At 69.7% G+C, this 6,296-nt stretch carries 4 protein-coding genes and 1 pseudogene; 2 read left to right on the top strand and 3 right to left on the bottom strand.

The genetic code is table 11. The annotated features are described in order from the left end of the window. The first annotated feature begins 223 nt into the window (after positions 1–223). Entirely contained in the window at positions 224–886 is a 663-nt protein-coding gene (locus tag ACIRPK_RS23685; protein ID WP_403041288.1) for an HAD family hydrolase, read from the top strand. Here ACIRPK_RS23685 and ACIRPK_RS23680 read toward each other — a convergent pair. Beyond that, positions 867–2,140, bottom strand: a pseudogene (locus ACIRPK_RS23680) (transcriptional regulator). The gene ACIRPK_RS23685 and the pseudogene ACIRPK_RS23680 sit on opposite strands and share 20 nt — an antisense overlap. 205 nt (positions 2,141–2,345) lie before the next feature. Here ACIRPK_RS23680 and ACIRPK_RS23675 point away from each other — a divergent pair. Next, positions 2,346–2,522: a hypothetical protein gene (locus ACIRPK_RS23675; RefSeq protein ID WP_403041286.1), complete on the top strand. Its 177-nt coding sequence runs from the start codon at positions 2,346–2,348 to the stop codon at positions 2,520–2,522. 832 nt (positions 2,523–3,354) lie between these two features. Here the strand turns inward: ACIRPK_RS23675 and ACIRPK_RS23670 are convergent. Together ACIRPK_RS23670 and ACIRPK_RS23665 are read right to left on the bottom strand one after the other, a co-directional pair. Further along, on the bottom strand, positions 3,355–4,395 hold the full coding sequence (locus ACIRPK_RS23670) for an agmatine/peptidylarginine deiminase (protein WP_403041284.1): 1,041 nt from the start codon (positions 4,393–4,395) through the stop codon (positions 3,355–3,357). Positions 4,396–4,431: 36 nt separating this feature from the next. After that, entirely contained in the window at positions 4,432–6,150 is a 1,719-nt protein-coding gene (locus ACIRPK_RS23665; RefSeq protein ID WP_403041282.1) for an urease subunit alpha, read from the bottom strand. Positions 6,151–6,296: the final 146 nt, after the last annotated feature.

Raw genomic sequence — 6,296 nt, 5'->3', positions numbered from 1 at the left:
GCCCGTCGAGTACGAGAAAACCTACTACCTCACCACCACAAAACCGCAGGTCACAACCATAATCTGAGATCTCTATCGAACCCGGGGCGGTTCAGTGAATTGCTGGTCCGTGCGGCCGGGCTCATCTGGGCTGATGGACAGCGGGGCGATCATCGGTGGCGGGAGCATTGGCCGCAGCAGCGCCGAGGCAGAAGGTGACCCATCCCTTGACTAGGCTGCGGCCATGACGATCCGTGCGGTGGTTTTCGATGTCGGCGAGTGCCTGGTGGACGAGACCCGGGAGTACGGCACCTGGGCCGACTGGCTCGGCGTCCCCCGGCACACGTTCGTCGCCCAGTTCGGCGCCACCATCGCCCAGGGCAAGGACTACCGCGAGACGTTCCAGGTGTTCCAGCCCGGGTTCGATCTCTACCAGCAGCGCGAAGCCCGCGCGGCAGCCGGCCGACCGGAGTGGTTCGGCGAGGACGACGTCTACCCGGATGTCCGCCCGGCGTTCGCCGAGCTCCGTGCGGCCGGACTGTGGCTGGCCATCGCGGGCAACCAGACTGTGCGCGCGGGCGGGCTGCTGCGCGAGCTGTTCACCGGCGACGTCGACCTGATCGGCACCTCGGACGACTGGGGCGCCTCGAAGCCGGACCCGCTGTTCTTCGAGCGCGTCGCCGAGGTCACTCCGGCGGCCCTGGACGAGATCCTCTACGTCGGAGACCGCCTCGACAACGACGTACTCCCCGCGCTTGAAGCCGGGATGCGCACCGCGTTGATCCGGCGCGGGCCGTGGGGCTGGATCCAGCAGCACGACCCGGCCGCCGGCCGGTCGACGTTCCGCATCGACTCGCTCGCCGAACTGCCGGAGCTGATCGCCAAGTTCAACGCTGCATCGCGCTGAGCGTCGCGCCCCACGAGTAGAGCCGGTCGTCCACCCGCCGTACCTCGGCCTCGTCCTGCCACGGTGCCAAGGCCCGGCGGGCGTCCCGGACGCGGTCCATTCCGGTGGCGTACCAGGTCGCTGCGAGCTGGTCGAGTGCCCGCTCGGCCAGCTCGCACGCGGCCTGGTAGTCACCGCTCGCCGCCTCGACCGCCGCAAGGTCGGCGAGCACGACGATGCGCTGCTTTCCGTCCGTGGCAGGCAGCTGGTCAAGCACTCGGCGCAGAGTGGTGCGGGCCTGTGGCAGGTGTCCGGCCAGCAGCTCGGTGTTTCCCTTGAAAGCGGCGAGCCGAACAGGGCTGAACCAGGTGAACCAGTCCGGTGCTACATGTTCAGTGCCGGCGGTCAGGGTGTCCTCGGCCCTGCGGAGCAGGGTGAGCGCGCTGCGGCTGTCGCCGCAGCGGGTGAGGCACTCCGCTTCCACGGCATCCAGCCAGGCAAGGAATTCAGCCGAGGAGGGCCCACGCCGTGCGTAGGTGCGAGCGGCCACCATTCGCTCGATGGCGTCGTCCCGGCGCCCGGCCCAACCGGGGATGAACGCGGTGTGCGCCAGGACAGCGGCGCCCAGGAGCGGATCGTCTGCCTCGCCTGCTGCTTGGAGCGCTCGCAGGTAGGTCCCGTCCGCCTGCCCAGGTTGGCGGAGGTCGAAGAACTGGATCCGTCCGGCCAGCATCAGCGACTCGGCGAGGGCGCAGGCGAGCACTCGGCGAGCCACTCCGCTGGTTTCCCCGAGAAGCGTTGTACCCAGTGCAGCCCGATGACGGCTTGGACCAGGTTCGCGGGGGAGACACTCCAGTACAGGCGGCGGTGGGCCTCGGTGACTATGGCGTAGTCCGCGCCGATGGTGGGGGGCTGTTGGGGGGACGCCTGTGAAGGCCGGGGCAAGGTCGTCCGCAGGGCTGACACGGGGTGGGGCAGCGGGGCCGTGGAGGGCTGGGGCCTTATCAGCTGCGGGGGCGAGTCCCACGGTGGCCGGAACCCCAGCTGCTCCACAGGCAGGTGGAGCACATGGGTCAGGAGCCGCTGGTAGTCGTCCTGCGGCCAGGGCGGAGTGTCGGACTCCCAACGCCGGATCTGGCGGGTGCTCACGTCCACCTTCCCCATGCCGAGTTGGCGGGCGGCAGCGCCGAGGGCGTCGGCGAACGCCTGCTGAGAGCTGAGCCCGACCTGCTGGCGAGCGGCCTTGAGCGAGACGTTTCCGGCAGGTCGGGTCACGGCGGCCTCCTGTGAGGACTGACAGTCACTCAACGGTACTGGCGAATAGGACAGTTAGTGGCCCTTGGGATCGCAGATGTACCCGATCAGTCCGCAAAGAGACCGCAAGACGTCCTTGATAGGGCCTTTATGACGTCCTTTCTGGAAGCGACGATGAACCCGACGCAACAGGTTTCCATCAGATGACCCACCGTGGGGGACGATCGTGGCCGAGCGAATGCAGCTCACCCCGGAGCAGGCAGCCGGGAACGCGTGCAGGTACTACGGATCCCAGGCATCACCGCTCCACCCTGATCAGACCGTTGAAGTGCCGTACGCCCCGGGCGTGGTCCAACAGATCGTCACCGTCGTCTGCACGGCAGACCTGGAGATCGGCAAGTGACCCCGGAGGAGAGGTTCCTGGTCGAGGAGCTGGAGCCCGATGCAAGGGGTCGGCCAACCTGGGGCCTGCGCGACCAGGTCACCGGCGAGCTGGCTACCGCCGGCGGCGAGACAGACCGCTACGGCACCCCCGACCAGGCCCGGATGCACCGGCAGAGCCACTGGTACCACGCCCAGCGCCTCGCTGTCGGAGCCGACATCGACCACTCTGTGGCCGAGGCAGCGCACCGCCGCAATGGCCGAGTGCGACCGCCGGGCGGAAGGGCGCGACCTGCGGTCCTTCTCCCGGAGACCACCAGTGGCTGATCGTTACGAGGCCCGCCGGCTCCCGCCGGTCGGCGCTGCTCCACCCCTGTGGGGTGCTTGGGATCGCCGGTACCGCGACTGGGTACGCCGTCTCGGGACCGGCGCCAGAGCAGGCGAGCCCGAGCTGTTCACCTCCGAGGCCCGGGTCAAAGCCTGGGCCACCCAACAGAAGATCAGGAGCAAGCCAGGAGCAGCGTCGTCTGCCAGAGCGACTCCGGGGACCGGCACACCGGCCGCTGCGGAACCCGTTTCCCGACCCGCGCACATCCGTGGGGGCAGCCGCTCCTGACGGGACCCGGAGTCCTGAGGCATCGTCACCCAGGTGGCTTGCGGCAGCCTGCTGGGCCATCGGGTGCGGAGGCGGCGGCCGGGGTGTGATCCACTGACGAGGGGTCGGAGCCGGGTCGTACATGGTGCCCCCAAGTGCTGGGCGACCCGGCTCCGATTCCCTCGTGATCATCCGGGGGAGGACGGGAGATGATCGCGATTCGCGTTCTGGTCGGCCAGTGCCCTGACCAGCGGAGATGTCAGGGCTTCGGCTGCTGCTGGGTGATGCAGTGAATACCGCCGCCGTTGGCGAAGATCTCGCGGGCGTCGACGAGTTCGATCTTGCGGCCGGGGTAGGCCTCGGCGAGCAGGTCGGCGGCGGTGCGGTCGCGGGGATCGTCGAAGGCGCAGAGGATGACGGCGCCGTTGGCGACGTAGTGGTTGATGTAGGAGTAGTCGACCGGCTCGCCGTCCTCGTCGGTGAGGACGGTGGGGGCGGGGAGTTCGATGACCTGGAGCGGGCGGCCCTGGGCGTCGGTGGCGGCGCGCAGGATGGCGACCAGCTCCTGGCAGACCTCGTGGTCGGGGTGCGCCGGGTCGGGCTGGACGTGAGCGACCACGACGCCGGGGCGGACGAAGGCGGCGACGATGTCGATGTGGCCCCGGGTGCCGAACTCGTCGTAGTCGCGGGTGAGTCCACGCGGCAGCCAGATCGCCTTGGTGGTGCCGAGCTTGGCGTGCAGCTCGGCCTCGACGGCCTCCTTGGTCCAGTCGAAGTTGCGGCCCTCGCCGAGTTGGACGGTCTCGGTGACCAGGACGGTGCCCTCGCCGTCGACGTGGATGCCGCCGCCCTCGTTGATCAGCTCGGAGGCGAAGCGCTGCACGCCGGTCAGGCCGGTGATCTCCTCGGCGATGTGCTGGTCGTGCTCCCAGCGGGCCCAGGACTGGGCACCCCAGCCGTTGAACACCCAGTCGGTGGCGGCGAGTTCGCCGGAGCCGTTGATCAGGAAGGTCGGGCCGATGTCCCGCATCCAGGCGTCGTCCAGCGGCCGCTCGACCAACTCGACCTCGGCGGAGACGTAGCGCCGGGCGGCGTCCAGTTCGCCGGTGTTGACGATCAGGGTGACCGGCTCGTACCGGACGATGGTGTTGGCCACCCGGGCCCAGGCCTCCCGGGCGGCGTGCAGGTGCTCGGGGCTGTCGAAGGTCGGGTTGTCGGTGGGGAACGCCATCCAGGTGCGCTCGTGCGGGTGCCATTCGGCGGGCATCCGGAAACCGAGGGCGGCGGGGGTGTTGGTCATGGGGGTGCAGTCCTAAACGAGTGGAGGCCTGGGCGGTCAGAGGAAGTACAGGCGGCTGAGGGAGACCGAGTCGGCCGGTTCGGAGCGGAGCGGGGAGCCGTCGAGGGAGACGAGTCCGGTGTCGGCTTCGACCTGGACGTGGCCGATCCGGGCATTCCGGATCATGTCGCGTGGTCCGATGCCGCGGGTGTTGCGGACGCCCACCCGGCGCCTGCGGGTGGGGAGTTGGTCGGCCATCCGGTCCAGGTAGGCGCCGTCGGCGGCTGCTTGGGCGACGAAGGCGACGGAGATGTCGGCGGGGGTGGTGCCGTGGGCGCCGAACTGGGGGCCGAGGACGAGGGGTTCGCAGCGGTCGGTGGAGGCGTTGGGGTCGCCGGTGACGCCGTAGGCGGGGAAGCCTGCTTTGAGGATGAGTTGGGGTTTGGCGCCGAAGTGGTCGGGGCGCCACAGGACGATGTCGGCGAGTTTGCCGATTTCGAGGGAGCCGACTTCGTGGGCGAGGCCGTGGGCGATGGCGGGGTTGATGGTGAGTTTGGCGATGTAGCGCAGGACGCGTTCGTTGTCGTCGCCGGATTCGGTGGTGCCGTAGCCGCCGTCGAGGGGGCCGAGTTCGGCTTTCATCTTGCCGGCCATGGCGAAGGTGCGGCGCACGGTTTCGCCGGCGCGGCCCATGCCTTGGGCGTCGGAGGAGGTGATGCCGATGACGCCGAGGTCGTGGAGGACGTCTTCGGCGCCCATGGTGCCGGCGCGGATGCGGTCGCGGGCCATGGCGGCGTCGCCGGGGAGGTCGATCTTGAGGTCGTGGGCGGAGACGATCATGCCGAAGTGTTCGCCGAGGGCGTCGCGGCCGAAGGGGAGGGTGGGGTTGGTGGAGGAGCCGATGACGTTTTCGACGCCGGCCATTTTGAGGACGTTGGGGACGTGTCCGCCGCCGCAGCCTTCGATGTGGAAGGCGTGGATGGTGCGGCCTTCCAGGACGCGCAGGGTGTCTTCGACGGAGAGGCATTCGTTGAGGCCGTCGGTGTGCAGGGCGACCTGGACGTCGTACTCCTCGGCGACGCGCAGGGCGGTGTCGAGGGCGCGGGTGTGGGCGCCCATGTCCTCGTGGACCTTGAACCCGGAGGCGCCGCCCTCGGCGAGTGCCTCGATCAGCGGCGCCGGGTCGGAGGACGAACCCCGGCCGAGGAAGCCGATGTTGACGGGCCAGGCGTCGAAGGCGTTGAAGGCATGGCGCAGCGCCCAGGGGGAGTTGACCCCGACGCCCCAGACGGGGCCGAACTCCTGGCCGATGATCGTGGTGACACCGGAAGCGAGTGAGGCCTCCATGATCCGGGGGGAGAGCAGGTGCACGTGGGTGTCGATGGCGCCAGCGGTGGCGATCAGGCCCTCGCCGGAGACGATCGTGGTGCCGGTGCCGACGACCACGTCGACGCCGTGCAGGGTGTCGGGGTTGCCGGCCCGTCCGATCGAGGCGATCCGGCCGTCGATCAGACCGATCGAGGTCTTCCGGATGCCCAGCACCGCGTCGATCACCAGCACGTTGCTGATCACCACGTCACAGGTGTCCCGGACGGCGGCGGCCTTGAGGTGCAGGCCGTCCCGGGCGGTCTTGCCGAAGCCGGCCAGGAACTCCTCGCCGGGCTCCTGGGAGTCGGACTCGACCCGGATGATCAGGCCGCTGTCGCCGAGCCTGATCCGGTCACCGGCGCGGGGGCCGTGGACGGAGACGTAGTCATGGGGGGTGATGGCGCTCATGCTGCGACCTCACGGGAGACGTGCGGGTGGGCGGCTGGGGGCGCGGGGGTCGTCCCCCGCAGGGTGGCGGCGTGGGGGGTGATGGCGCTCATGCTGCGACCTCACGGAAGGGGCGGGCGGGGCTCACGTGCCGGGCAGGGCTCAGG

This window comes from Kitasatospora sp. NPDC101801 (assembly GCF_044766665.1).
In the GTDB taxonomy this organism is placed as follows: Bacteria; Actinomycetota; Actinomycetes; order Streptomycetales; family Streptomycetaceae; genus Kitasatospora.
Note: the sequence above shows the minus strand (reverse complement) of the source record. Positions and strands in the feature narration are given on the sequence as shown.